General features: G+C 70.6%; 24 protein-coding genes. 11 read left to right on the plus strand and 13 right to left on the minus strand.

Annotated elements, in window-relative coordinates; genetic code table 11:
- Positions 1 to 4: 4 nt before the first annotated feature.
- Positions 5 to 175, minus strand: coding sequence for a hypothetical protein (locus LX12_RS06170; RefSeq protein WP_253653637.1), 171 nt, complete (start codon positions 173 to 175; stop codon positions 5 to 7).
- Between the two features lie 125 nt (positions 176 to 300).
- The gene (locus LX12_RS21920) at positions 301 to 1,038 is read right to left on the minus strand and encodes a hypothetical protein (protein WP_301284198.1); all 738 of its coding nucleotides are present in this window, start codon (positions 1,036 to 1,038) and stop codon (positions 301 to 303) included.
- Positions 1,039 to 1,191: 153 nt separating this feature from the next.
- Between LX12_RS21920 and LX12_RS06180 the strand changes: the two genes are divergently transcribed.
- The 6 genes from LX12_RS06180 (at position 1,192) to egtD (ending at position 7,825) form a co-directional block, all read left to right on the plus strand.
- Complete coding sequence (locus tag LX12_RS06180; RefSeq protein ID WP_253653638.1) at positions 1,192 to 1,887, plus strand: response regulator transcription factor; 696 nt, start codon at positions 1,192 to 1,194, stop codon at positions 1,885 to 1,887.
- Complete coding sequence (locus LX12_RS06185) at positions 1,884 to 3,398, plus strand: sensor histidine kinase (protein WP_253653639.1); 1,515 nt, start codon at positions 1,884 to 1,886, stop codon at positions 3,396 to 3,398. Before LX12_RS06180 ends, LX12_RS06185 begins: the two co-directional genes overlap by 4 nt.
- Positions 3,399 to 3,482: 84 nt before the next feature.
- On the plus strand, positions 3,483 to 4,745 hold the full coding sequence (gene egtA, locus LX12_RS06190) for an ergothioneine biosynthesis glutamate--cysteine ligase EgtA (protein WP_253653640.1): 1,263 nt from the start codon (positions 3,483 to 3,485) through the stop codon (positions 4,743 to 4,745).
- Entirely contained in the window at positions 4,742 to 6,076 is a 1,335-nt protein-coding gene (egtB, locus tag LX12_RS06195) for an ergothioneine biosynthesis protein EgtB (protein WP_253653641.1), read from the plus strand. The genes egtA and egtB overlap by 4 nt, the downstream gene beginning before the upstream one ends.
- Before the next feature lie 3 nt (positions 6,077 to 6,079).
- Entirely contained in the window at positions 6,080 to 6,814 is a 735-nt protein-coding gene (egtC, locus tag LX12_RS06200) for an ergothioneine biosynthesis protein EgtC (RefSeq protein ID WP_253653642.1), read from the plus strand.
- Between the two features lie 24 nt (positions 6,815 to 6,838).
- Positions 6,839 to 7,825, plus strand: a complete 987-nt coding sequence (gene egtD / locus LX12_RS06205) for an L-histidine N(alpha)-methyltransferase (RefSeq protein WP_253653643.1) — start codon at positions 6,839 to 6,841, stop codon at positions 7,823 to 7,825.
- Positions 7,826 to 7,997: 172 nt separating this feature from the next.
- Here egtD and LX12_RS06210 read toward each other — a convergent pair whose 3' ends face one another.
- Positions 7,998 to 8,624, minus strand: coding sequence for a TetR/AcrR family transcriptional regulator (locus LX12_RS06210; RefSeq protein ID WP_253653644.1), 627 nt, complete (start codon positions 8,622 to 8,624; stop codon positions 7,998 to 8,000).
- A 91-nt stretch (positions 8,625 to 8,715) separates the two neighbouring features.
- Here LX12_RS06210 and LX12_RS06215 point away from each other — a divergent pair, with 91 nt between their 5' ends.
- Together LX12_RS06215 and LX12_RS06220 are read left to right on the plus strand one after the other, a co-directional pair.
- Entirely contained in the window at positions 8,716 to 9,990 is a 1,275-nt protein-coding gene (locus tag LX12_RS06215) for a cytochrome P450 (protein WP_301284200.1), read from the plus strand.
- Positions 9,987 to 10,142, plus strand: a complete 156-nt coding sequence (locus tag LX12_RS06220) for a hypothetical protein (protein ID WP_253653645.1) — start codon at positions 9,987 to 9,989, stop codon at positions 10,140 to 10,142. The genes LX12_RS06215 and LX12_RS06220 overlap by 4 nt, the downstream gene beginning before the upstream one ends.
- 13 nt (positions 10,143 to 10,155) lie before the next feature.
- Here the strand turns inward: LX12_RS06220 and LX12_RS06225 are convergent, their stop codons facing one another.
- From LX12_RS06225 to LX12_RS06235, 3 genes are all read right to left on the minus strand, one after another.
- Positions 10,156 to 10,545, minus strand: a complete 390-nt coding sequence (locus tag LX12_RS06225; protein WP_253653646.1) for a nuclear transport factor 2 family protein — start codon at positions 10,543 to 10,545, stop codon at positions 10,156 to 10,158.
- A gap of 31 nt (positions 10,546 to 10,576) precedes the next feature.
- Positions 10,577 to 11,152, minus strand: coding sequence for a hypothetical protein (locus tag LX12_RS06230; RefSeq protein ID WP_253653647.1), 576 nt, complete (start codon positions 11,150 to 11,152; stop codon positions 10,577 to 10,579).
- A gap of 70 nt (positions 11,153 to 11,222) precedes the next feature.
- A complete protein-coding gene (locus tag LX12_RS06235; protein ID WP_253653648.1) occupies positions 11,223 to 12,158 on the minus strand; it encodes an NADP-dependent oxidoreductase in 936 nt (311 codons plus the stop codon).
- Positions 12,159 to 12,265: 107 nt separating this feature from the next.
- Here LX12_RS06235 and LX12_RS06240 point away from each other — a divergent pair, with 107 nt between their 5' ends.
- On the plus strand, positions 12,266 to 12,757 hold the full coding sequence (locus LX12_RS06240; RefSeq protein WP_253653649.1) for a MarR family winged helix-turn-helix transcriptional regulator: 492 nt from the start codon (positions 12,266 to 12,268) through the stop codon (positions 12,755 to 12,757).
- Here the strand turns inward: LX12_RS06240 and LX12_RS06245 are convergent.
- Together LX12_RS06245 and LX12_RS06250 are read right to left on the minus strand one after the other, a co-directional pair.
- Positions 12,732 to 14,516 carry a S15 peptidase family protein gene (locus LX12_RS06245; RefSeq protein ID WP_308213971.1) on the minus strand — a complete coding sequence of 595 codons (1,785 nt, stop codon included), beginning with the start codon at positions 14,514 to 14,516 and terminating at the stop codon, positions 12,732 to 12,734. The genes LX12_RS06240 and LX12_RS06245 overlap by 26 nt on opposite strands.
- Before the next feature lie 20 nt (positions 14,517 to 14,536).
- Positions 14,537 to 14,983, minus strand: coding sequence for a MarR family winged helix-turn-helix transcriptional regulator (locus tag LX12_RS06250; RefSeq protein WP_253653650.1), 447 nt, complete (start codon positions 14,981 to 14,983; stop codon positions 14,537 to 14,539).
- Positions 14,984 to 15,054: 71 nt separating this feature from the next.
- Here LX12_RS06250 and LX12_RS06255 point away from each other — a divergent pair, with 71 nt between their 5' ends.
- Positions 15,055 to 16,269: an FAD-dependent monooxygenase gene (locus LX12_RS06255; RefSeq protein ID WP_253653651.1), complete on the plus strand. Its 1,215-nt coding sequence runs from the start codon at positions 15,055 to 15,057 to the stop codon at positions 16,267 to 16,269.
- Here the strand turns inward: LX12_RS06255 and LX12_RS06260 are convergent.
- Positions 16,251 to 16,847 (minus strand): TetR/AcrR family transcriptional regulator, encoded by a 597-nt coding sequence (locus LX12_RS06260; RefSeq protein WP_253653652.1) that lies wholly within the window; start codon positions 16,845 to 16,847, stop codon positions 16,251 to 16,253. The genes LX12_RS06255 and LX12_RS06260 overlap by 19 nt on opposite strands.
- Before the next feature lie 85 nt (positions 16,848 to 16,932).
- Here LX12_RS06260 and LX12_RS06265 point away from each other — a divergent pair, with 85 nt between their 5' ends.
- Positions 16,933 to 17,811 carry an aldo/keto reductase gene (locus LX12_RS06265; RefSeq protein WP_253653653.1) on the plus strand — a complete coding sequence of 293 codons (879 nt, stop codon included), beginning with the start codon at positions 16,933 to 16,935 and terminating at the stop codon, positions 17,809 to 17,811.
- A 61-nt stretch (positions 17,812 to 17,872) separates the two neighbouring features.
- Here the strand turns inward: LX12_RS06265 and LX12_RS06270 are convergent, their stop codons facing one another.
- From LX12_RS06270 to LX12_RS06285, 4 genes are all read right to left on the minus strand, one after another.
- Positions 17,873 to 18,505 carry a lipocalin family protein gene (locus LX12_RS06270; protein WP_253653654.1) on the minus strand — a complete coding sequence of 211 codons (633 nt, stop codon included), beginning with the start codon at positions 18,503 to 18,505 and terminating at the stop codon, positions 17,873 to 17,875.
- Positions 18,506 to 18,530: 25 nt separating this feature from the next.
- The gene (locus LX12_RS06275) at positions 18,531 to 19,904 is read right to left on the minus strand and encodes an NADP-dependent succinic semialdehyde dehydrogenase (RefSeq protein ID WP_253653655.1); all 1,374 of its coding nucleotides are present in this window, start codon (positions 19,902 to 19,904) and stop codon (positions 18,531 to 18,533) included.
- Between the two features lie 4 nt (positions 19,905 to 19,908).
- Positions 19,909 to 20,121 (minus strand): hypothetical protein, encoded by a 213-nt coding sequence (locus LX12_RS06280; protein ID WP_253653656.1) that lies wholly within the window; start codon positions 20,119 to 20,121, stop codon positions 19,909 to 19,911.
- 117 nt (positions 20,122 to 20,238) lie between these two features.
- The gene (locus LX12_RS06285) at positions 20,239 to 21,927 is read right to left on the minus strand and encodes an alkaline phosphatase D family protein (RefSeq protein ID WP_253653657.1); all 1,689 of its coding nucleotides are present in this window, start codon (positions 21,925 to 21,927) and stop codon (positions 20,239 to 20,241) included.
- Positions 21,928 to 21,989: the final 62 nt, after the last annotated feature.

Consider the following 21,989-nt stretch of genomic DNA (forward strand, 5'->3'; position numbering starts at 1 on the left):
CGTCCTAGGTGCCGTCGGTCGTCCCGTCCGACCCGCCGAACGAGTGCTCGCCGGGGTCGATCTCGCCGGTGGGCTCGTCGGCGTCGGACTGGCCCGCCTCGTACACCTTCTCCTCGCGGCGGATCTCCTCGGTCTCGCCGACCTGCGACTCCTTGTCGTGCGGGAAGTTGCTCATCTGGTGCTCGCCGTCTGCTCGGGGGTGTGCGTCGCGCCTGGGCTCGGCGTCCCCCCACGCTACGGGCGGCCGTGAACGCACCGCACCCCCTCCGGTGTCGGAGGGGGTGCGATGGGGTCGTGCTGTCAGCTGCCCTGCGGCGCCTGGGGTGCCTGTCCACCACTCGGCGGCTGGGGCGCCTGACCGCCACTCGGCGGCTGAGGTGCCTGACCACCGGTGGGCGGCTGGGGCGCCTGCGGTGCCTGACCGTTCGGTGCCTGCGGGGCCTTGCCGTCCGGACCCTTGCCGTCGGGGCCCTTGCCGTCGGGGCCCTTCCCGTCCGGACCCTTGCCACCCGGGCCACCGGGACCGCCCGGGGCACATCCCGGTCCGCCGGGCCCACCCGGACCGCCGGGGCCTGCCTTGCCGTCGGGACCCTGACCGTTCGGCGGTTGCGGTGCCTGGCCGTTCTGGCCACCCTGACCGTTCGGCGGCTGTGCTTGCTGCCCACCCGCCCCGGGCCCGTCGGGACCCTGCCCGGTCGACCCGTTCTGACCACCCGACTGGGGCAGCGCGCTGTTCGACGACGCCGTGCTGACGTTCTCGTGCACCGGGTTGGCGACGAAGATCGCCGACGTCACGATCGCGCCGACGAGCGCTGCGCCGACGGCGATCGCCGCGACGGGCACCCACGGCTTCGAGGTGCTCGCGCGCATGCGCTGCAGTCGCGACGTGCGCGGGGCCGCCTCCGTCGGGGGCACGGTGTCCGACACCGGTGCCGAGTACGGCGCCGCCGGCGTCGACCCGTCGTGCACGCGGTCCATCGGTCGGGTCACGTCCGCGCCGTTGCCGGCGTCGGACGACCTGTCCTTCTCGTCTGCCATGTGAGTTCACCTTCCGTTCGGTCCTCGCCGACGTCGCATGTCGCGTCGGCGGCACAGACGACGGTGGGTGCCGGACCTGAAGCCACCCTGAATCGGCGACCGATCGGCGCGGTCTTCAGCCTGACTTCAGGCTCGTCCCCACAATGGGAAGTCGTGACGGGTGCAGGGGAGTTCAGCGCGGCCCGGCGGATGGTCGTGGTCGAGGACGCGGACGCCATCCGCGAGCCGGTCATCGCCGCGTTCGCCGATGCGGGCTACCTCGCCTACGGCGCGTCCTCCGGGGACGGGATGGAGGAGCTCGTCGAGGGGAGGCGTCCCGACCTCGTGATCCTCGACGTGATGCTCCCCGGCGACCGTGACGGCTTCGACCTCATCGACGTGGTCCGCACGCGCAGCGACGCCGGGATCATCATGCTCACCGCCCGCGACCACATCGACGACCGGCTGCGCGGCCTGCACGGCGGCGCCGACGACTACGTGGTCAAGCCGTTCCGCCTCGAGGAGTTGCTCGCCCGCGCAGACGCCGTCCTCCGACGTCGGGGCGGGCGGGCAACGGCGATCACGGTCGGCGACCTCCTCGTCGACCCCGACGGCGCCACCATCACCCGCGGTGACACCGTGCTCGACGTGACGGCGACCGAGTTCCGGCTCGCCGAGTTCCTCGTCGCCCAGCGGGGGCGCACGGTCACCAAACGGCAGATCCTGCAGGCGGTCTGGGGATACGACGCCTACGACGTCAATCTGGTCGAGGTCCACGTCAGCGCGCTCCGCAAGAAGATGGAGGCGCACGGGCCGCGCATGATCCACACGGTCCGTGGACTGGGGTACGTCCTGCGGTCCGCCCAGTGACGGGACTCCGGCCGCGGGCCATCCCCGGCACCACCCCGACGCCGTCGCTGCGGTGGCGTGTCGTCGTGGCGGTGACGGTGGCGTTCGCCGTGCTGCTGCTCGTGGTCGGGGTCGCCGTCGACATCGCGCTCGGCCAGCGGCTGCGGTCCGACCTGTCCGCGCGGGTCACCGATCGCGCCGACCGCGCGCCGTCGCTGTTGGCCGAGGGCTACCAGGGCCAGGACCTCGTCACGGCCCTGCAGGGGGACTCCATCCGGGTGCGACTGCAGACCTCGGACGGGACGGTCTACCAGACACCGGGTCCGGTCCTCGACGATCCGGGACAGATGCGCCCGCCACGCCCGTCGGGCGGCCGGGGGCCCCGCGGTGAGGACGGTCCTCCGCCTCCGGGCGGGCCGGACGGACAGGGCCCGGGTTCGGTCGCCCCGGGAGCGCCCGGCGACGCACTCGTCGTCACGCGCACGCTGCCCGACGGTTCGACGGTGACGTTGCTCGGGGACACCACCTCCATCACCCAGGTCCGGCACCAGCTGCGCTGGTTGATGCTGGCCGCTGGTCTCGTGGCGCTCGCGGTGGCGACCGGCCTCATCCTGCTCGTGGTCCGTCGCGCGTTGCGGCCGCTGGAGGCGATGGTCGCCGTCGCCCGCGACATCACCTCGGGCGACCGCGGGCGTCGCGTCCGTCCCGCCTCGCCGTCCACCGAGCTCGGCCGGACCGCGGAGTCGATGGACGAGATGCTCGACGCGTTGGAGGCCGCCGAGACCGCCGAGCGGACCGCGGCGGAGACGGCCCGGCGCGCCGAGGCCGACATCAAGCGGTTCCTCGCCGACGCCGCGCACGAGCTGCGCACCCCGATCGCCGGACTGTCCGCAGTCGCCGAGTCGATCGCCCGCGACGGCGCGGACCGGCCGGACCGGGTCGCACGCTGGTCCGACCTCCTCGTCCGTGAATCCCGGCATGCGTCCCGGCTCGTCGACGACCTGCTCGACATGGCCCGCATCGACGACGACCCCGCGCTCGATCTCGTCGACGCCGATCTCGCCACCGTCGTCGACGGTGCGGTCGAGCGGGCCGGTCTGGTCCATCCGGACCTGAAGATCACCCGACATGGGCCGGCGACCGTGCCCGCACGTGTCGACCCCGGGCGGATCGGCCAGATCGTCACCAACCTGCTCGAGAACGCGGCCCGCGTGAGCCCGCCGGCCGGGACGATCGAGGTCACCCTCAGCGTCGACCGCGGGACCGCGGCCATCACCGTCACCGACGACGGACCCGGGGTCGACGCCGCCGACCGCGACCGCATCTTCGACCGACTGGTCCGGCTCGACCGGGCCCGCGACACCCCTGGCGCCGGCCTCGGACTCCCCATCGCCCGGGCTCTCGCACGCGCGCACGGGGGAGACGTCCAGTGCGTCGAACCGTCCGGGACGGGTGCCCGATTCGTCGTGTTCCTGCCGACCCGACCAGCGCACTTGTCGCAGACGGATGTGCCTGTCGCACCGACTCCGTAGCATCGAGAGGTCATCGACGGGCACTGGAGACGCTGGTGCCCGGAACGTCGCCGACTCGCACGGACCCCGGCCCGGGAAGGTGTCATGACGACCACAGCTCCCACGACGGCGATCACGTCGCGGCCTGCAGCGGCCGCGCACCTGACGCGCGTCTGTTTCAAACTCGGCCCACCGCGTCTGGTCGGCGCCGAACTCGAATGGTTCACCCGCACCACCGATCCGCACGACTCCTCCGGCCGTCCCGACGTCCCGCGCCTCGCCGCCGCACTCGGAGACCATGCCCCCCGCACCATCTCGCCCGACTCACCCGTCCGCCCCCTGACCTCCGGCAGCCTCGTCTCCGTCGAGCCGGGCGGGCAGATCGAACTCTCCAGCATCCCCTTCGACTCCGTCGACGCCCTGTGTCGCTCGCTCGCCGCCGACGAACGCGAACTCCGCGGGATGCTCGGCGCGCAGGGGATCCGGGTCATCGCCGGCGCCGGTGACGCCACCCGCGCACCGCACCGCATCCTGACCAGCGACCGCTACCGGTCGATGGAGGCCGCCTTCGCCCGCCGCGGCATCTTCGGGTCGTTGATGATGTGCAACACCGCCGCCGTGCAGGTCGCGCTCGACGCCGGCGTCGACCCCGACCACGCCGTCACGCGGTGGACGCGGCTGCACACCATCGGCCCGGCGATGACCGCGGCGTTCGCGTGCTCGCCCCGACTGCACGGCGCCGACGACGAACGCTGGGCGTCGCAACGGATGCGGGCCTGGCTCGGCACCGACCGCACGCGGATCCCACCGCACGCCCAGACCATCGAGGACTACGCCGACTGGGTGCTGTCGGTGCCGCTGTTGTGCGTCCGGTGCGCCGACGGCTCCTGGTACGCGCCTCCGCCGGAAGCGACCTTCGCCGACTGGATGAGCGGCCACCTCGACGACGCGGTGGGTCGCCGCCCCGACGCCGGCGACCTCGCGTACCACGTGACGACCGTCTTCCCGATGGTCCGCCCCCAGGGGTACCTCGAGGTGCGCTACCTCGACGGGCAGCCGGAGGGCCTGTGGCGCGTCCCGATCGCGGCCGTCGCGGCACTCATGGCCGACGACGCCGTCGGCGCCGAGGTCGACGCGATCGCAGGTCCCACCGCCGACGCGTGGATGCGCGGCGCGCAGTGTGGACTCGCCGACCCCGAACTGCGTTCCACCGCAGCACGTCTGCTCACCCTCGCCGCCGACGTCACCCCGTCCGGCCCGGACCGTGACCTCCTCGCCGCAGCCGCCGCGCGATGCGGACGGGGCGAGCCGCCCGCGGCGCAGTCGCCCGCCGTTCCCGCCGACCTCGACCGACAGGACCCCCGATGACCGCCCTGCACGACGATCCCCTCGCCGAGAGCCCCCGCGAGGTCCGCGCGCGCCTGGAGACCGTGCTACGCGATGCGCGTTCCCGCACAGCGGGTCTCGTCGACGCCGTGTCCGACGACGACCTGCGTCGGCAGCACTCGCCGTTGATGAGCCCGCTGGTGTGGGACCTCGCGCACATCGGCAACCAGGAGGAGATGTGGCTGATCCGCGAGGTCGGCCGTCGCGCGCCGATCCGTCCTGACCTCGACGACCTGTACGACGCGTTCCGGCACGCCCGCGCCAGCCGACCGGATCTGCCTCTGCTCGACCCGACCCAGGCCCGCGACTACACCGCCGGGGTGCGGCATCACGCTCTCGAGGTGCTCGACGCGTCTCCGCTGTCGGGGGAACGCCTCGTCGACCGCGGCTTCGCGTTCGCGATGATCGCCCAGCACGAGCAGCAGCACGACGAGACGATGCTCGCGACCCACCAGTTGCGGACGGGTCCGACGGCGTTGCGGGCACCCGACGCGCCGCGTGTGGCCGACACACCCACCGTCGACGAGGTGATCGTCCCCGCCGGGGACTTCGTGATGGGCACCGACCTCGACCCGTGGGCGCTCGACAACGAACGACCCGCGCACCGGGTGTCGGTGCCGGCGTTCGCGATCGAGCGGTTCCCGGTGACGAACGAGCGCTGGTGTGCGTTCATCGACGACGGCGGCTACGAGCGTCCGGAGCTGTGGAGCGAACGGGGCTGGGCCCATCGCGTCGAGGCCGACCTCACCGCGCCGCAGTTCTGGGAGCGCGACGTCGACGGCCGCTGGTTCCGGCGGGTGTTCGGGACCATGACGCCCCTGCGCCCGAACGCTCCCGTCGTGCACGTCTGCTTCTTCGAGGCCGAGGCGTTCGCGCGGTGGGCGGGGAAACGCCTGCCGACGGAGGCCGAGTGGGAGAAGGCCGCCCGGTTCGACCCGGCGGCACCGACCGCGGGTCGTCGCTATCCGTGGGGTGACGACGACCCGACGGCCGTGCACGCGAATCTCGCGCAGCGCCATCTGGAACCGGCCGACATCGGCGCCTACCCCGGGGGTGTCTCGCCGCTCGGTGTGCACCAGATGGTGGGCGACGTGTGGGAGTGGACGTCGAGCGGCTTCGAGTCCTACCCCGGCTTCACGATGTTCCCGTACCCGGAGTACTCCGAGGTCTTCTTCGGCGGTGACTACCGCGTACTCCGCGGGGGATCGTTCGGTACCGACCCCGTGGCCGTGCGGACCACCTTCCGCAACTGGGACCACCCGATACGCCGGCAGATCTTCTCCGGACTGCGACTCGCGCGAGACGTCGCCTGATCGATGTGCCGCCATCTGGGCTATCTGGGCCCGGTCACCAGCGTCGGTGACATCCTCACCCGGGGTGAGCACTCCCTCGTCGTGCAGTCATGGGCTCCCACCGACATGCGGTGTGACGCCGTGGCGAACGCCGACGGGTTCGGTGCCGCGTGGTGGGACGACCCGACGACCGCGTCGGTGCACGTCTCGGCCATGCCGGCGTGGGGTGACCCGGTGATCGGGGGCGCGCTCGCCTCGGTGCGATCCGGGGCGGTCCTGGCGGCGGTCCGATCCGCGACGTCGGGCATGCCCGTGACACCGACGGCCTCCGCGCCGTTCGTCGACGGCCGGTGGGCCTTCAGCCACAACGGCGTCGTGCGGGGGTGGCCCGAGAGTCTGGCCCCGCTGGCGGCCGACGTCCCCGTGGTCGATCTCCTGCGCCAACCGGCGGCGACCGACTCGGCCGGCCTCTGGTCGGTGATCCGCCATCGCCTGCGGGACGACGAGCCCGGGGCCGTCCTGCGGTCGGTCGTGGCCGACCTCGACCGGACCGGTCCGCACTCGCGACTGAACTTCCTCCTGGGGGACGGGGACTCCCTCTGGGCGACGACGGTGCACCACTCGCTGTCGGTGCTGGCCGACGACGACGGCGTGCTCGTGTCGTCCGAACCGCTCGACGCCGATCCACGGTGGCAGCCCGTCCCCGACCGTTCTCTCGTCGTCGCGACCCGCGACGGCGTGACCGTGACCGACCTCTGACACCCGACACGACAGGACACATCCGTGACTTCCACGCCTCCCGCGGCGATCCCCGTGCAGGTCCATCTGACCGACGCGGACATCGACGCGGCTCTCGTCGCCGACGTTCGCGCCGGACTCACCGCCGCGCCGAAGCACCTGCCGCCCAAATGGTTCTACGACGCCCGGGGCAGCGAACTCTTCGAGGAGATCACCGCGCTGCCCGAGTACTACCCGACGCGCACCGAGCGGGCGGTGCTCGCCGCCGCCGCCGACACCATCGCCGCGTCCACCGGCATGCAGACCCTGGTCGAGCTCGGCTCGGGGTCGTCGGAGAAGACGCGACTGCTCCTCGACGCGGGTGTACGTGCCGGGACGCTCACGACCTATGTGCCGCAGGACGTCTCGGTCAGTGCGCTGCAGGGTGCCGTCGACGAGCTGACCGTCGCGTACCCGGCGCTGTCCGTCGAGGGCATCGCCAGCGACTTCTCCGACCTGTCGGTGTCGATCCCCGACCGACCCGGCCGCACCGTCGCGTTCCTCGGCGGGACCCTGGGCAACCTCACGCCGGCCGAGCGGGCAGGCTTCCTCACCGGCATCGCCGACGCGCTGCGTCCCGGCGAGCACCTGCTGATCGGCGTCGGGCTCGTCGTCGACGAGTCGATCGTGGTCCCCGCCTACGACGACGCCCAGGGCGTCACCGCGGCGTTCAACAAGAACGTGCTGTCGGTCATCGACGGCCGTCTGCACGCCGATTTCGATCCGGACGCCTTCGACCACGTCGCGCTGTGGGACGCGGAGAACGAGTGGATCGAGATGCGCCTGCGCGCGCAGCGGGCGATGACCGTGCATGTCGCCGACCTCGATCTCGAGGTGGAGTTCGCCGAAGGCGAGGAGATGCGGACGGAGATCTCGGCGAAGTTCCGCGTCGAGGGCATCACCGAGGAACTCGTCGCCGCAGGCTTCGACGTGACCCGCGTCTTCACCGACACCGACGACCGCTTCGCCGTCGTCCTCGCCACCCGGGCCTGAGGCGCCCTACCCCAGGTCGAACTCGCCGAGCGTGCATCAGATCCCGCCGGGCGTGCACTTGATCTCGCCGACAGGTGCGGCGGTGCACGCTCGACGGGATCCACCGCACGGTCGAGGGGATCTGCTGCCCGCTCGGCGCTGACGGGTCAGGGTGTCGGTCGGGCGATCTGGCTCAGTCGACGGCGGCCGGGGCGGTGTCGGCCGCGTCGGTGACCTCGCGCGCGGCCACGTGGAGCAGCTCGTCGATGCGTTCGCGGATGGGGTCTGTCGTGATGTCGGGCGCCAGCACGCTGGTGAACAGTGCCGTGCCCGCCGCGATGATGATCATCGCGAGGGCGTCGACCTCGGCTTGGTCACGGCGCTCCGGTGCCCCGCCGGTGGCGTACCGGGCGGCGGCGGGGCCGGCGAGACCGGTCCACAGCTGGGTGCGCAGGTCCGGGTCCTGTTCGAAGGTGCTCAGCAGGCCGGGCAGCGCGGTGCGGACCTCGGGGTGGGAGAAGATCTCCCGGCTCTGCCCGATGAGGTCCTCGATCCAGCCCCCGGGCTGGTCGGTGCCGATGTCCTCGAGCCGGATCCGGTCGTTCAGGACGGCGTGCAACACGAGTGCGGCCTTCGTCTCCCAGCGGCGGTTGATGGTCGCGCGGGCGACACCGGACCGTGCGGCGACGGCCCGGACGCTGAGGTCGTTCCAGCCGACTTCGAGAAGCAACTCGCGGACCACCGGCAGCACCTTGTCGTCGACCGTCTCGTCGCGCGGGCGGCCGCCGCGCGGAGACGGTGACGAATCTGGTGTGAACACGTGACTCCTTTCATGAGCCAGTGGTACCGTAACCGGCGGTATCGGAACCAGTGGTCTAGATACCGTCTCGAACGCGAGCGTCAGGAGAACGATGACCACCCATGATCTCACCACCGCCGCGCGCGACCCGCGCGCGTGCCCGTTCATGCACGACGGATTCGACTTCACGAGCCCCGACCTGCTGCACAAGGGCATGCCGGTGACCGAGTTCGCCGAGCTGCGGAAGACCGCCCCCGTGTGGTGGAACGCGCAGGCCGAGGGGTCCGGCGGCGGCTTCCACGACGGTGGGTACTGGGTGGTCAGCAAGCACCGTCACATCCGCGAGATCTCGAAGAACGACGAGAACTGGTCGACCAACGCCAACGGCGTGATCATGCGGTTCGAGGACACCATGCCGCCGGAGGCGTTGGAGATCACCAAGGCGCTCCTGATCAACCACGACCCGCCGGAGCACACCCGCCTGCGCAAGCTGGTCTCGCGCCTGTTCACCCCTCGTGCGGTCCACGCGCTGCAGGAGGAGATGGAGAAGCACGCCGCGGAGATCGTGCAGAAGGCCGCCGCGTCCGGGACGGGTGACTTCGTCCACCAGGTCGCCGTCGACCTCCCCCTCATCGCGATCGCCGATCTCCTCGGCGTCCCGAGCGAGGACCGCGAGAAGCTCTTCGAGTGGTCGAACTCGATGATGAACGCCGACGACCCGGAGTTCACCGTCGACCCGACGACCGCGTCGGCCGAGGTCCTGGGCTACGCCTACCAGATGGCCGAGCAGCGCAAGCAGTGTCCGGCCGAGGACATCGTCAGCGAGCTGGTCAACGCCGATCTCGACGGGGAGTCCCTGTCGGAGATCGAGTTCGGCTACTTCTTCATCCTGCTGTCGGTCGCCGGCAACGAGACCACCCGCAACGCGATCAGCCACGGCATGAACGCATTCCTCGAGAATCCCGAGCAGTGGGAGATCTTCAAGCGAGATCGCCCGCGCACCACCGCCGACGAGATCGTCCGGTGGGCCACGCCGGTGAACTGCTTCCAGCGCACCGCCAAGCACGACCTCGACCTCGACGGCGTGCAGATCAAGGCCGGCGAGCGCGTCGGGATGTTCTACGGCTCCGCCAACTTCGACGAGGACGTGTTCGACGACCCGTTCTCGTTCAACATCCTGCGGGACCCGAACCCGCACGTCGGTTTCGGCGGCAACGGCACCCACTTCTGCATCGGCGCCAACCTCGCGCGCATGGAGATCAACCTGATCTTCAACGCGATCGCCGACCACTGCCCGGACATCTCCCGACTGGGTGACCCCGAGCGGTTGCGCCACGGCTGGATCAACGGCATCAAGAGGCTGCCGGTGTCCTACTCCGCGCCGTGACGATCCTGGGGATCATCGCGATCATCGTCGGGGTGATCGTCGGCGTGCCGTGGATCTGGATCGTCGGGATCGTGCTGACCGTCGCCGGAGTCGTGTTGGCGGCGTCGGGCAAGAACGGCCGCCTCAACGCCGGTCGGGCCCACTACTTCTGACGAGAGTTGCCGGTCAGATACCGGTCGACTCGTGGCCGGTCGCAGCACGGAACGCATCTCGGATCCCGACGGTGTCGTAGACGATGTGCAACGTCGAGATGCGCCCGCTCGGATCGAGTTCGGCGACGTCGACGACCGAGAACGGCGCCGGCGTCCCGTCACCCAGCACCCAGTCGAAGTCGAACCAGAACGCGATGGACGACTCACCGTCGCGGAAGGTCCGCCGGAGGTGCAGTGTCGACTGCTGGGTGTCGGAGAACAGGCGCGGATAGAACTGCGCCGCGGGGAGGGTCCCGTAGAGCGGTGAGTGGACGATCGCGTCGTCGGTGAACAGCGACAGCATCGCGTCGGGCTCGCCGCGCCGGAGGCAGTCGAGATACCGGCCGACCAGGTCATCGGGCATCGGCACACCCTATGCGGGCGCCCCGAAACCGTCAGCTGGGGACGGAGTTCAGGTCCGGGTTGTCGTTCTCGGTGATGTCGACGCCGTCCTTCTTGGACGAGCTGCTCACCGAGGTGACGGCGGACTGGACGTCGTCGAGTCCGCTCGCGTCCCCCGACTTCGCCTTGTCGAACGCCGACTGCACCGTGTCGCCGATGCGGGCCAACGGCGCGGCGATCGTCCGGCACAGAGTCGGGTTCGCCTTCACGTCCTCGCTCGCCAGGCGGATCTCCCGTTTGATGAACAGAGCCGCGAGACCACCCTTGGCGAAGGCGGTGAGTCGGCCGTCGGCACCCTTCGTGAAGGTGCCGGCCTTGTACGGCTTGTACAGGTATCGGTGGAAGGCGCCGAACGCGAGTCCGCTGTGCGCGACGAACTTCGTCTTCGCGAACGAGGTCGTGTTGCTCGTCGGACAGTCCGTGGCGGATGCGGACTGGCTCGCGACGACCGCCGACGACGGCGCCGCCGAGGACGACGAGTCGGACTTCTTGCAGCCGGCCAGCAGCGCGATCGGCGCGACGAGGATCATCAGCAGCACCGCGAGTCGACGTGTCACCGGAGTGGTCATCCGCACGAGGGTAGTGGTGTCCGCCAGAAACCATGTCCGACTTGCCGTCTCGGCGACGAACGTCCGATCCTCATGCAGGGAGGACGATGACCTTGCCCGACAGCCGGCCCGCGTCGGAGTCGTCATGGACGGCCGCCACGTCGTCCCATCCGACACGCCGTCCGACCTCGACGGTGAGCGTGCCGGCGTCGACCCGACGCACGAGGTCGGCGAGGAGCGCCGCGTCGCTGCGCACGAACACGCGCCGTGCGGTGACGCCGCGCGCTTGGTCGGGCTCGCCCGCGGTCATCGTGCCCACGTGCGTCCCCCCGTCCGCGACGAGCCCGACGAGGTGTCGTGTCTCCTCCGGCGACGTGCTGACCAGGTTGAGCACGACGTCGAAGGGCGCACCCTCGACCGCAGGTCGACCGGACAGGTCGAGATGACCGACGACGTGGTCGGCACCGTGTGCCCGGACCCGGTCTGCGCTCCGATCGGACGCGGTCGCTGTGACATGGGCGCCGGCCTGGTGGGCGAGCTGGACCGCGTAATCGCCGACGGCGCCACCGGCGCCGTTGATCAGCACGGACTGGCCTGCCCGGAGGTCGGCGATCTCGAACAGCGCCTGCCATGCGGTGAGACCGACCACGGGCAGGGCCGCGGCGTCGGCGAGCTCGACCGACGTCGGGGCCGGTGTCAACGACTCCGCCGGGGCCACGACGAACTCGGCGGCGGCACCGTCGGCGGTCATCGGCAGCATGCCGATCACCGCATCACCGACGTGCAGATCCGTGACGTCCGCACCGATCTCGGCCACGGTCCCCGCGACGTCGATGCCCGGCACGTGCGGGAAGGACACCGGGAAGACCTCGGCCAGCCACCCGCCCCGGATGCCGGCATCGACAGGGTTGAACGACGTCCCGGCGACGCGGACGAGGACCTCGCCGGCGCCCGGGACGGGGCGGTCCAGCTCGATCCACCGCAGGACGTCGCTGTCGCCGTACCGGTCGAATGCGATTGCCTTCATGATTCCTCCTTCGTCAGTGCTTCGATGTCGAAGCATCTGTCGATGACGATAGACTGCTTCGATCTCGAAGTAAACCCCTTCGATGTCGAAGCAGTAGAGTGGCCGACATGGCCGAGCCGCTCGCCCCGTCGCAGATGCACACCTACTTCGCGTTCACCGAGGCCGCGTCGCTGCTCCAATTCGCCGTCGCGCAGCAGCTGCGGGCCGAGGCCGACCTCAGCTACGTGCAGTTCGAGATCCTCGCGACGCTGGGAGCGGCGCAGAGACCGATGACCATGACCGACATCGCCGACGGGGTCGTGTACAGCCGCAGCGGACTCACCCACCAGGCCGCGCTGCTCGAGAAGGCCGGGCTCATCACGCGCTCACCGAGTCCGACGGACCAGCGTGCGACCGTCGTGGACCTCACCGACGGCGGCCGCGACCGTCTCGATCGGGTCCTGCCCGGTCACATCGAGGTGGTGCGGGACCTGCTCTACGGCGCCCTCGACGACGACGACGTGGCGACCCTCGGATCCATCCTGGTGCGGGTCCGCGACCACATGCGCAGCCGCCCGTCGCGCTCTCGCAGCGTCAGCCGGACGTCACCGGCAGGGTGAGCGAGGTGTCGGGTCCGCTGAGGATCGTGACCGGCTGACCCTGCAGGCCGGTGCGGAAACTCTGGTCGCCCCCGGCGATCTCGACACGGAGCCGGTGTCCGACGGCGAACCGGTGCACCAACCCGGAGAGGGTGACGGTCACCGGCTCCGTCGGGTCTGCGACGCGGATCGGGGACACCAGGCCGTTGATCAGATCCGCCGAACCGTCCGGCGCGACGTCGTAGATCTTCGCGAACACCAGTGGCTGACCGAGGGCGCGCAGGCGCAGTCGCATGGTCGGGATGCCGACGACGTCGAGGGGTGTGGTGCGCGGCGCCGTGTCCCACCGGGCGTAGGTGCCCGGGTCCTGCCGGACGGGCTTGCCGCTGTCCGGGGCGTCGTCGTACGGCCCGGTCTGGGTGCGCCCACCGAGGAGCGGCGTCCTGATCGTCGCCCCACCGGGGCGGGCGGGCGCCCCGGCGGCGACGATCGCGCCGTCGAGCAGTCCCTGCCCGGCCGAGAGCCGGAACGACGACGTCGTGCCGACGGGATAGGAATCGCTCGCGTAGGCGGGCGTCGCGATCCCGGTGTAGGGCACCCAGTTCCGGAAGTACGCGAACTGCGGGCCGGTGTCGACGTCGAGACCCTTCAGGTGGTGGTCGAGCCAGTCGAGCGTGCGCCCGACCTCGTACTGGGTGGTGCGGTCCGGGTGGGCCCTGTCGTACTCGCCGGGCGCGGGACCGCCGCTGTGGCCCCACTGCTGCCAGATCATCGACGTCGGGACGCCGCGTGCCCGCAGCGCCTGATACGTCGCGACCGCCTCGTTCAGGTCGAACAGCGTGTCGCGTTGGCCCTGCTCGAGCAGCACGGGGATGTGGATCCGGTCGATGTAGCTCGACACCGACGCGTGCCGCAGATGGGCGACGCCGGCCGGGCTGAACTGCCCGACGGTGGCGCCCTCGGCGAACGTGGTGCACTGCGTGACGGTGAAGTTCGGGCACGGAGTGATGCGGGCCGGATCGGACAGGTAGCCGGCGCGACCGGGATTCGTGACGCCGTCCACGAACAGGCCGGCCGCGTAGACGATCTTCGCCGACCCCGACACCCGGGTGCTGACGCCGGAGAACGTCGACGTCGCGTTCGGCGCGAGCGAGTAGCTCAGGTCGTTCCAGGTGATCTGCGGGACGATGGTGTCCAGGCGCGGATCGACCGCTGCGGTGGCGAACTGGATGCCGCCGCCGTAGGAACCGCCGACCATCCCGACGCGGGGATCGTCCGCGCGGCGGCGACCGGAGTGGTCGACGTCGTCGTGGGTGACGACGTCGAGTGCCGGGGCCGGCCGTCGCAGAGCAGCATCGGTGTAGGCGATGCCCGTCCTGCCGCCGAGGTAGTCGATGAGCTGGGAGGCCGCGACGCCGTCGACGTCCGGATCGTCGAGGGTGATCGGGCAGGCGCTGCCGCCGAACCCGAGACCGGAGTAGGCGAGCACCACGTAGCCCTGCGTCGCGAGGTACCGCGCGATCGGCGCCTGCGTGGTGTACGAGCCGCCGAACCCGTTGGTGGTGAGGACGGCCGGTGCGCGCCGCGACGGCGACAGCCCCGCCGGCCGATACAGCTGCCCGACGATCGTGCACGGTGTCGCACGGTCGGGACCCGTGCGGACCGAGAAGTGCAGCAGCTCAGTCGAATACGTGTCGACCGGCGCCGCCGACGCGGGCGCGGCGAGCCCCAGTGCCATGACCACGGCGACCAGTCCGGACTGCCCCCAGTTCCTTCGCACGGGCAAACGCTAATCGAGCGTCAGGGGTTGGTCCGCAGGATCGCGGTGATGTCGTCGAGGAAGCGGACGACGACGTCCCGGTCGTGATCGTCGAGGTCGCGGCACACGGCGTCGATCGCGCCGATCGTCGGGGCCCACGCCTTGAACGACGCGGCCCGCGCAGCCGCGGTCTCGGTGACCGTGACGCGACGACGGTCGACGGCGTCGCGGGTCCGCACCACGTGCCCCGCATGCTCGAGCCGGTCGACCATGGCCGTGGCGGACGCGGACCGGATGCCGAGGTGTCGCGCGAGGTCGGCGACGCCCATCGGCCCGGTGATCGTCAGTTCGCCGATGGCCGCCATGTCGTTCGCGTTCATGCCCATCAGTGCGGCCATCCGTCCGGTGAGCTCCCGGGAGGCACCGACCATGTCGCGGACGGCGATCGTGGCGGGGTCGAGGTCGGTGAATGTCTCGTCGACGGCCATCCCCCATTCCACCATGTACCTTGTGACTAGACAATCTAGTTACCAGTAGAACTAGCAACAGGGGTGGGTCAATGGGTGGATCGGTACTCGTCACCGGCGGCAGCATCGCGGGACCAGCGCAGGCGTGGGCTCTGTCGCGAGCGGGCTACGACGTGACCCTGCTGGAGCGAGCCGCGGCGCCACGGGAGGCGGGTCAGAACATCGACATCCGCGACGCCGGCCACGACGTGCTCCGCGCGATGGGCGTCCGGGAGGAGGTGGCCGCGAACACGACCGGCGAGATCGGCCTGCGGTATCGCGACCCGGCGGGCCGCGCCTACGCGGACCTGCCCACCACCGAGGGTCGCGACGGACCGACCGCCGAGCTGGAGATCCTGCGCGGCCGGTTCTCGGAGATCTTGCGACGACTCACCACGGACGATCCCCGTGTCGAGCACAGCTACGGCGACTCGATCGCAGACCTGTCCCAGGACGACCACGGGGTGGACGTGCGGTTCGCCGGCGGCGGGGTCGAGCACTTCGACCTCGTGGTCGTCGCCGAGGGCCGCAACTCCACCACCCGTGACCTGGTTCTCGGCGACGCCGTGACGCGCGTGAGCCGCGACCAGTACATCGCCTACGGGACCATCCCGCGCACCGCGGACGACGACGACTGGTGGAACTGGATGACGACCACCGACAGTCGGATGGTCTCGACGCGACCCGACGACGTGGGCACCATCCGCGCCAACCTCAGCTTCGTCGCCCCCGACCTCGCGATCGACAAGATCGGCCACGCCGCCCAGATGACCGTTCTCCGTGCCCGTTTCGCGGGCGTCGGCTGGGCGACCGATCGAATCCTCGACGGCTTCGCGGCGGCGCCCGACGAGTTCTACATGGAGCGCATGGACAAGGTGGCGCTCTCCGTCTACTCCCGGGGGCGGGTGATCGTGGTGGGTGACGCCGCCTGGGCCGCCGGTCCGACGGGGATGGGGACGACGCTCGCCCTCGTCGGCGCCTATGTGCTCGCCGGCGAGCTCGACAGGGCCCGATCCGGCTCCGGCGTCGACCACACCCGCGCTTACGAGGGCTACGAGTCGGTGATCCGCCCGTACGCCGAGGCGGTACAGACACTTCCGCCCGGTGGTCCGCGAGTCGTGTTGCCGCGCAGCGAGCGTGCCCTCGCCGTCCAACGGGCCGTGCACCGTGTGCTCGCGACGCCGGCGGTGCGCGACCGGGTCGAGAAGCGCCTGGTCTCCCGTGCGGGCGGGGACTTCCGGCTGCCGCGCTACCCGCTGTTCGACTGATTCCCTCGTCGACCTGCGCCGGCGGGCGCGGTTACCGCGTCGGCGATGAGCGAGAGCATGCGGTCCGTCTTCGCCGGGTCGTCGGTCCCCGTCGACATGAGTGCGCCGAGAACCATCCCCGTGATGTCGTCCGGGTCGACGTCGGCCCGGAGCGACCCGGCGTCGACACCGGCCGCGACGATGGTCGCGACCGCCGCCGTGATCCGTTCCCGCGTGGCCGGTGTGGTCATCGACCCCGACGACCACCCGGCACGCAGGGTGTCGATGATGACGCTCTTCGTGGTGAAGAACCTCGCGTAGCGACGCATCCACTCGCGCAGCGCGTCAGCAGGCGGCAGCTCGGACAACAGTGGTCCCACGGCGTCGGTGAGGTCGTCGAGCTCGGCCTCGTAGACCGCCTCGATCAACGCCTCGCGGGACGGGAAGTGGCGGTAGACGGTCCCGACCCCGACTCCCGCCTCGCGGGCGATCGCGTCGAACGAGGGTGTCGCACGGCCGCCGGCGAACATGCCTCGTGCCGCGTCGATTACTCGCTCGCGATTACGTCGTGCGTCCTTGCGGACGGTTCGATCGATCACCAAGCGGAGAGCCCTCCGTTTCTGTACCGTGGGTCGCGAAACGGAGGTCCCTCCGTTTTCTCGCCAATCGTCCCACAGGAACGCCATGACAACCCTCACCGCCCTGCCGTCGACCAACCCGTTCGCGTCGCGCTCGCCCGTCGGCTTCGGGGCCATGAACCTCGAACGGCTGCTCCGGGCGGGGGACCGGACCGCAGCGGTCGACCTGGTTCGGCATGCGGTGGACCTCGGGGTCGACCACATCGACACCGCGCCCTTCTACGGACACGGGGCCGTCGACGAGGTGCTGCGTGAGGCGATCCCCCGCGATGCCGACGTCCTCCTCGTCACGAAGGTGGGGGCAGTGCTCGACGACGACGGGGTGTTGCGGCCTGCTCAGCGACCCGCGGACCTCCGCGCGTCCGTGGAGGACGCGCTGCGTGGCCTCGGGACCGACCGCCTCGACGTGGTCAACCTGCGCCGTCTGGACACCCCGCACGGCATCCGGGCGACGGGAGACCAGGTGGTGTCACCGGACGACCAGCTGGCGACGCTCGTCGAGCTCCGGGAGCGCGGCGTCATCGGCGCGATCGGTGTCAGCGGCGTGACCGCCGACGGGGTGCGCCGCGCGCTGCCCGCCGGGATCGTCTGCGTGCAGAACGCCTACAACCTGCTCGCCCGCGCCGACGAGGACCAGGTCGGACTCTGCGAGCGATCGGGGATGGCCTGGGTGCCCTTCTTTCCGCTCGGCGGGGCGGCCGGCCGGATGACCTCGGTCGTCGACCACCCCGTCGTCCGTGCGGTCGCAGGCGAGAGCGGCCTCACACCCGCCCAGGTCGGTCTGGCGTGGCTGCTGGGGCACTCCGCGGCGACGCGGCTCATCCCCGGTACGGCAGACCTCGACCATCTCCGGGCGAACGTGGCGGCGGCACAGACGATCCTGGACGACGACGCCGTCGCGCGACTCGACGCACTGGCGGCCTGAACGTGCGACCGCCCGCCCGGACGAGGTCCGGACGGGCGGTGCGGGCGTGCTCGGTGAGGTGTCAGCGCACCGTGCAGAGCGGTTGGATGTTCGGGTACGCCCCGTCGATCGGTGTGGTGAGGAAGAAGCAGTCGTTGTAGCCGCGCGAGCGCACGACGTCGCGGATCTGCGTCCACTGGGCGCTGGTGACCTTCGGGTCGCGCTTGAGGATGAAGCCCGACAGCCGCTCAGGGCTCCCGACGAACGCCCACGAGTAATCGGGGGCGATGTAGGTGACGATGTAATTCGTCGGACCCGACTTCGAGTCCTGGAACGGCACACCCGGGAAGCTCACGTGCAGTTGTGCATTGGTGCGCGTGTCGTTGATCCGCGCGTTCCCGACGATCCCGCTGCGCTGTCCGCTGAACTTGGTGCAGCTGTTCTCGACCTTGATGTCACGGTCGTCGATCTTCGTGTAGCGCGCTTGCGTGTTGCGCAGGCAGTCGATGTTGAACGGCTGCGGGATCGCGGCGACCTGGTTCCAGACACCGACGTACCGGGTGAGGTCGAGCGACGGGATGGGTTGCAGCGGTGCGGCACTCGCACCACCGGTTCCGACGACGAGGCCCAACGCCGCGGCGACCGCGGTGACCAGCGTGACGAAGACGGACCGACGACGACCGCGCCGGCGGGACGGGGATGTGGTGTGCGACATGCTCAGTGCTCCATTTCTCGAAGACTCAGGCGATCCAGACGGTCTTGACGTTACAGAACTCGCGGATGCCGAATTTCGTGAGTTCCCGTCCGTGCCCGCTGTTCTTGACCCCGCCGAAGGCGATGGCGGGGTACGAGGTCGTCATACCGTTGACGAACACCTGCCCGGCCTCGAAGCCGTCGACGAACTTGTCGATCTCCGCGTCGTCCGTCGTCCAGACGTTGGAGCCGAGACCGAAGTCGGTGTCGTTGGCGATGCGGAGGGCGTCGTCGGTGTCGGAGGCCCGGTACAGCGACGCGACGGGCCCGAACACCTCCTCACCGTAGATGTCCATGTCGGTGGTGATGTCGGCGACGACCGTCGGCGGGTAGAACCATCCGGGCCCGTCGGGGACCTCGCCGCCGGTGAGGATGCGCGCACCCTTGGCGGTGGCGTCCGTGACGAGGTCGACGACGTCCTGCCGTCCCTGCTCGGTGGCCAGCGGACCGATGTCGGTGTCGTCCTCGGTGGGGTCGCCGACCTTCTGGCCGGACATGTTCTCGACGAACAGTCGGGCGAACTCGTCGTAGACGTCGGTGTGCACGATGAAACGTTTCGCCGCGATGCACGACTGTCCGTTGTTCTGGCACCGTGCGGTCGTGGCGACCTTCGCGGCCTTCTCGAGATCGGCCGAGGGGAGGACGACGAAGGGGTCGGAGCCGCCGAGTTCGAGGACCACCTTCTTCAGCTGCTTGCCGGCGGTCTCGCCGATCGAGCGGCCGGCGCCCTCACTGCCGGTGAGCGTCGCCGCGGCGACGCGCTTGTCGGTGAGGATGGCCTCGACCTGCTTCGACCCGATCAGCAGGGTCTGGAACCCGCCGTCGACCAGACCGGCGCGACGGAAGAGGTCCTCGAGGTACAGCGCGGTCTGCGGCACGTTCGACGCGTGTTTGAGCAGGCCGACGTTGCCCGCCATCAACCCGGGGGCCGCGAAGCGGATCACCTGCCACAGCGGGAAGTTCCACGGCATGACCGCGAGCACGACGCCGAGCGGCTGGAAACGGTGGAACGCGCGCGACGCGTCCACCGCGTCGGCGTCGGCGATGTCGTCGGCGAGCATCTCCGGCGCATGGTCGGCGTAGTACCGCAACCCCTTCGCGCACTTCGCGATCTCCGCCTTCGCCGCCGTGATGGTCTTGCCCATCTCGGTCGTCATCGTCACCGCGAGTGAGTCGACGTCCTCGTCGAGGATGTCGGCGGCACCGCGCAGCACGCCCGCGCGCTCGTCGAACGACGTCGCACGGTGAGCCTGCGCTGCCTGCGCCGCACGCGCGACCTTCTCCTCGATCTCCGCGTCCGACAGTGCGTCGAACTCCTTCAGCACCTCGCCGGTGGCCGGGTTGGTGGTCGCGATCGCCATCGGGTCAGACGCTCGCCGGGCCGTCTTCGCCCACGGCGTTGCCCTCGGTGTCGTCGACGAACGCCCAGTCGCCGTCGTGGTTCACCTCGAGGCGCCATCCGAGTTCGGTGTTGTCGGCCTTGGAGTTGATGAACCACTCGTACGCCTCGGAGGCGTTGTCGAACGCCTTCTCGGACACGACGTCGCCGGTGGGGTCGAGAACTCGATAGTCAGCCATGGTCACGACGGTAGGTACGTGTCGGTGTGCTGTACACCAGCCTGCGACCGTTGCGTCTGAGTCGTGTCCGCGGATCACGGCCGGATAACGCACGGCAGGCGTGCCGAGGCAGGGCAATCAGGCCCTCGGCCCTGCCAGCTGGGCCTCGTGCGTCGACGACAGCCGCTGCGATCCGTCGGGCGCGGTGAACGCGTGTTCCACGCGCACGGACAGATCGTCGCCGTCGGCCGACAGCGTCATGACGCCGTTGTCGAACCAGGGGCCCGCGCTGGTGTCCCAGGTGAGGGGGAGGTCCGCGACACCCGCCGCGCGGGCGAGCCGACGCATCAACCGCACCAGCGGTTTCCGGCGCGCCAGACGGTTCACCACGCGGACCGGGCGTTCCAGCGGGTTGCGGAACGGCGACATCGTCAGCTGGATGAGAGCGGTGCCCCGGCCCGGCGAGCGGTCGACGAGATGGGCGTCGGCGATGTAGGAGCAGTGGACGTCGCCGGACACCCACACGACGGAGGCGGGTGCGTCCGGCCCGTCCGACAGCTCCTCGGCGAGCCGGGCCATGTCGCGGAACGAGTTGTCGAACGCGGCCCAGTGCTCCAGATCCAGTGCCAGACGGGCCTTCTCGCCGAGACGCGCGCCGGTCCGGCCCCATGCGCCCTGCGCCACGGCCTCGTCCCACTGCTCGAGGTGGTGCAGTGCGGGGAGCATGAGGTACGGCAGCGACGTCCCGAACACGACGTGCCGGGCGGGGTGGTCCGTGGCGGCCTGGACGACCCACTTCCACTCGCCGTCGTCGACGATGCCGCGCCGGTCGGGAGCGAGATCACGGGAACACCGCGAGTCGATCATGATCAGTCGCAGCGGGCCCAGGTCGCGCGTGTAACTCCATCGGGCGGAGGAGGGTTCGGCGTCGGCGCGCAGCGAGAAGTCGGCGAGGATCTGTTCGCGTTCCGCGTCGTCGACGGCGAACCGCACCCGCGCGTAGTGTTGGTCCCGGTCGAGGGCGTCGGGGTCGAGATTGCCCAGGTGCTGGTAGATCCAGTACGAGGTGAAGGCCCCGATCACGCGGCGGCGCCACCACGGCTTCGCCGACGTCTCCTGTCGCCACGACCACGACGAGTTCCAGTCGTCGCGCAGGTCGTGGTCGTCGAGGATCATGCAGCTCGGCACGCAGGCCATCAGCCCGCGGACCGCCGGTGTCCCCCAGGACTCGTGGTAGAGCCAGGTGTACTCCTCCAGATCACAGATCTCGTCGCGGACCTCCGGCGTCAGGTCCGGGTCGGGCGAGTGCGCGGCGCGGTGACGCCGCAGGCGGGCCAGCACCTCGCGTGACGGGTCGTCGGCGTACACCTGGTCACCGAGGAACAGCAGCAGATCCGGGTGCCGGTCCACGGCCTCGGTCCGGACGCGTCCGGCCAAGCCCGTCAACGCGTCGGCGCCGATCCGCTCCAGCGACTCGGCGTCGTGGTTCTCACCGCGCCGACAGGAGCCGAACGCGATGGACGGACGGCGGTCGGGCCCGCTGGTGCGCAGGTGACACGCCACGCCGGCCGGTGGCCAGACGTGCTCGTCGTCGCCCCCGTCCTCACCAAGTCGCACGGTGTAGTCGACGAGTGTGTCGGCGGGGAGACCGCGCACGATCACGAGCGCGAAGTGATGGCCGCCGACACCCCAGGTCTCCTCCGTCGCGGACACCCCGACCGCGGTGTCGACCGTGACGGTGCAGGGCCGGTCGGTCTCGACCCACACCGTCGCCCGGCTGTCGTCGACGAATCGGAGGATCGGTCCGAGGACCAGCGCGGGTGCCATGGACCGACGCTACCGGTTCACGCCGACGCCCGGGCTGTCCGTTTCGCCCGCGATCGGGCCCT

This window comes from Williamsia serinedens (assembly GCF_024171725.1).
GTDB lineage: Bacteria > Actinomycetota > Actinomycetes > Mycobacteriales > Mycobacteriaceae > Williamsia_A > Williamsia_A serinedens.

Coding starts and splice junctions, on each gene's coding strand:
- egtB (WP_253653641.1), top strand. CDS start 4,742: ATGACCGCCCTGCACGACGATCCCCTCGCCGAGAGCCCCCGCGAGGTC.
- LX12_RS06240 (WP_253653649.1), top strand. CDS start 12,266: ATGGCCGAGCCGCTCGCCCCGTCGCAGATGCACACCTACTTCGCGTTC.
- LX12_RS06235 (WP_253653648.1), bottom strand. CDS start 12,158: ATGAAGGCAATCGCATTCGACCGGTACGGCGACAGCGACGTCCTGCGG.
- LX12_RS06280 (WP_253653656.1), bottom strand. CDS start 20,121: ATGGCTGACTATCGAGTTCTCGACCCCACCGGCGACGTCGTGTCCGAG.
- LX12_RS06270 (WP_253653654.1), bottom strand. CDS start 18,505: ATGTCGCACACCACATCCCCGTCCCGCCGGCGCGGTCGTCGTCGGTCC.
- egtC (WP_253653642.1), top strand. CDS start 6,080: ATGTGCCGCCATCTGGGCTATCTGGGCCCGGTCACCAGCGTCGGTGAC.
- LX12_RS06230 (WP_253653647.1), bottom strand. CDS start 11,152: ATGACCACTCCGGTGACACGTCGACTCGCGGTGCTGCTGATGATCCTC.
- LX12_RS06170 (WP_253653637.1), bottom strand. CDS start 175: ATGAGCAACTTCCCGCACGACAAGGAGTCGCAGGTCGGCGAGACCGAG.
- LX12_RS06285 (WP_253653657.1), bottom strand. CDS start 21,927: ATGGCACCCGCGCTGGTCCTCGGACCGATCCTCCGATTCGTCGACGAC.
- LX12_RS06250 (WP_253653650.1), bottom strand. CDS start 14,983: ATGGCCGTCGACGAGACATTCACCGACCTCGACCCCGCCACGATCGCC.
- LX12_RS21920 (WP_301284198.1), bottom strand. CDS start 1,038: ATGGCAGACGAGAAGGACAGGTCGTCCGACGCCGGCAACGGCGCGGAC.
- LX12_RS06225 (WP_253653646.1), bottom strand. CDS start 10,545: ATGCCCGATGACCTGGTCGGCCGGTATCTCGACTGCCTCCGGCGCGGC.
- LX12_RS06275 (WP_253653655.1), bottom strand. CDS start 19,904: ATGGCGATCGCGACCACCAACCCGGCCACCGGCGAGGTGCTGAAGGAG.
- egtA (WP_253653640.1), top strand. CDS start 3,483: ATGACGACCACAGCTCCCACGACGGCGATCACGTCGCGGCCTGCAGCG.
- LX12_RS06265 (WP_253653653.1), top strand. CDS start 16,933: ATGACAACCCTCACCGCCCTGCCGTCGACCAACCCGTTCGCGTCGCGC.
- LX12_RS06215 (WP_301284200.1), top strand. CDS start 8,716: ATGACCACCCATGATCTCACCACCGCCGCGCGCGACCCGCGCGCGTGC.
- LX12_RS06255 (WP_253653651.1), top strand. CDS start 15,055: ATGGGTGGATCGGTACTCGTCACCGGCGGCAGCATCGCGGGACCAGCG.